2 protein-coding genes are annotated in these 2,216 nt (G+C 59.9%); both read left to right on the top strand.

All coding sequences use genetic code 11. From position 1 onward, the window contains the following. Positions 1–202: 202 nt before the first annotated feature. A complete protein-coding gene (locus WKW82_RS40380) occupies positions 203–1,069 on the top strand; it encodes a branched-chain amino acid ABC transporter permease (protein WP_340348826.1) in 867 nt (288 codons plus the stop codon). 29 nt (positions 1,070–1,098) lie between these two features. Continuing rightward, positions 1,099–2,216, top strand: a 1,118-nt coding sequence (locus WKW82_RS40375; protein WP_340348825.1) for a carbon-nitrogen hydrolase family protein, incomplete at its 3' end; no start/stop codon positions are given.

The following is a 2,216-nucleotide window of genomic DNA, read 5'->3' as shown; positions in this document are numbered from 1 at the left end:
GCGGACTCGATTCCACCGCCCTCGCGTGACCCGACGTACTGGATGAAGACCCGAGTCCGAATTGCAAGGGGAAAACGCGTGCCAATGAGCGGTTTTTCAACGGCCTGCTAGATTTACTTTCTCCTACGCCATCGCAGTCTTGTTGCTGTGCGGCGTCCTGGCGGCCGTGCCCTGGTTTACCAACTTTGCGACGCAGCGCTTGATGGTGGAAGTCTTCACCGTGTTCGCAATCGCGCTTGCTTGGAACTTGCTCTCCGGTTACGGCGGCCTGGTGGTCGTCGGCCATCAGATGTTTGTCGGCGTTGGTGCTTATGCGCTGTTTGCACTGTCGAACAGGCTTGAACTCAATCCTTGGCTGATGCTGCCTCTCGCGGCGGTCGCCACGGGCCTTTTCGCCGCCATCAGCGCATTCCCGATGTTCCGCCTCAGTGGTGCGCACTTTGCCGTCGGCACCTGGGTGCTTGCCGAGATGCCGCGGATACTGACGTTGAACAACGAATGGCTCGGTGCCGGTGGCGGCATGCCACTGGAGGCATTGAGCAGCTTCGACCGATGGACCCGCAACGCAGGTGTCTATTGGGCCGCGCTGGTGGTCGGTGCTGGGACGCTTCTCGTTGCACGCATGATCCTGAGGGGCAGGCTTGGCTTGGCGCTCATGAGCGTGCGCGACTCGGAGGCGGCGGCTGCGGCATCAGGGGTGTCGATCCGGCAGGCGAAACTCGCTTTGTGGGTCATCGCGGGCTCGCTCACCGGCTTGGCAGGCGCAGTGGCCTACATGAACACATTGCAGGTCACGCCGGACGCTACGTTCTCTCTCAACTGGTCAGCGGCGGCGATCTTCATTGCAGTGCTCGGTGGCATCGGGACGTTGGAAGGGCCGATCCTCGGCACGCTTCTCTACTTCCTTCTGCGCGAGAGCTTCGCGTCATACGGCTCCCGGTACTTCATTGGACTTGGCTCTCTCGCGATCGTCACGATGGTGTTCGCTCCCGGCGGTGCCTGGAGCCTGATCACGCGCAAGTGGCCGGTTGATCCATTCGGCGTGCGACGCGACATGCCGCGCAAGTAACTTCACTTTCATCACCCCAAGGAAAACCAATGTCCGAAACTGCATTCAAGATCGCCGTCGTGCAAGCGGCCCCTGTGTTTCTGGACGCTGCGGCTTCCACAGAAAAGGCCACCAGTCTGATCGCCGAGGCGGGCTCGAACGGGGCGAAACTGCTGGCCTTTCCCGAAGTGTTCATACCCGGCTACCCTTGGTGGCTTTGGCTCGGTACGCCAGCCTGGGGCATGCAGTTCGTGTCGCGCTACCACGCCAACTCGTTGCGCGCGGATGGACCGGAACTCGCATCCATCGCGGCGGCGGCTGCAAAAGCGAACATCAACGTGGTGATCGGTTTCTCGGAAATCGATGGCGGCTCGCTCTACATCAGCCAGGCGTTGATCAGCGACAAGGGCGAGATGGTCTTCAAGCGCCGCAAGCTCAAGCCCACTCATGTGGAGCGCACACTGTTCGGAGAGGGCGACGGCTCAGATTTTCAGGTGGTCGACACCAGCGTCGGTCGCTTGGGCGCACTCTGCTGTGCCGAGCACATCCAGCCGTTGTCTAAGTACGCTATGTACTCGATGCACGAGCAAGTCCATGTTGCTTCGTGGCCATCGTTCACGCTTTATCGCGGTACTGCTTATGCGCTGGGACATGAGGTGAACCTTTCTGCGAGTCAGATTTATGCACTGGAAGGCGGCTGCTTCGTCTTGCATGCGAGTGCCATCACGGGGCAGGACATGTTCGACGTCATGTGCGATACGCCTGAAAAGGCGTTGTTGCTGAACTCAGATGGCGGCAAGCCGGGCGGTGGGTACTCCATGATTTTTGGCCCTGATGGTCAACCATTGGTGGATCACATGCCGCAGGATCAGGAAGGCATTCTTTACGCGGACATTGATCTGTCCACGATTGCGGTCGCAAAGGCGGCCTACGATCCGTCGGGGCACTACGCGCGTGGCGACGTGGTCAGACTGATGGTCAATCGCAGCCCGCGCCGCACCAGCATCAATTTCGGAGAAGGCGTGACAGAAGGTGCGCAGTGGACTGAGGCGAAGGTCTGTGCTGGTCAAGTTTTTTCAGACACTGCGATAGGTTGTTTGATTGCCAATTGCTGCTCGAAGGCATTGGGCGGCAAGTTGCCCAGTTTGGAGTGCAGGCGCACGCTGTT

The organism is Variovorax rhizosphaerae (assembly GCF_037889975.1).
In the GTDB taxonomy this organism is placed as follows: Bacteria; Pseudomonadota; Gammaproteobacteria; order Burkholderiales; family Burkholderiaceae_C; genus Variovorax; species Variovorax rhizosphaerae.
Note: the sequence above shows the minus strand (reverse complement) of the source record. Positions and strands in the feature narration are given on the sequence as shown.

Coding starts and splice junctions, on each gene's coding strand:
- WKW82_RS40380 (WP_340348826.1), top strand. CDS start 203: ATGGTGGAAGTCTTCACCGTGTTCGCAATCGCGCTTGCTTGGAACTTG.